At 44.4% G+C, this 243-nt stretch carries 1 pseudogene; it reads left to right on the forward strand.

What is annotated here, in order from left to right:
* Window positions 1–52 precede the first annotated feature (52 nt).
* Window positions 53–243 (forward strand): annotated as a pseudogene (locus tag Q5762_RS39445) (keto-hydroxyglutarate-aldolase/keto-deoxy-phosphogluconate aldolase); the annotation flags it as partial.

The following is a 243-nucleotide window of genomic DNA, read 5'->3' on the forward strand; positions in this document are numbered from 1 at the left end:
TTGAAAGATGAAGACCCTGAATGACCAATTGCAGCACATTAAAGTGATCCCCGTGATTGCAATCAAGGATGCCAATAAAGCCGTTAAATTAGCGCAAGTATTAATTGACAATGGGTTACCGTGTGCTGAAGTAACCTTTCGTACCGAGCAAGCGGCATTAGCCATGAATAATATGCGTGAAGCCTTCCCGAAGATGTTGATTGCCGCTGGTACTGTTCTGACAACGACACAAGTGGATCAAGC

It is taken from the genome of Streptomyces sp. P9(2023) (assembly GCF_032436795.1).
Lineage (GTDB): Bacteria > Actinomycetota > Actinomycetes > Streptomycetales > Streptomycetaceae > Streptomyces.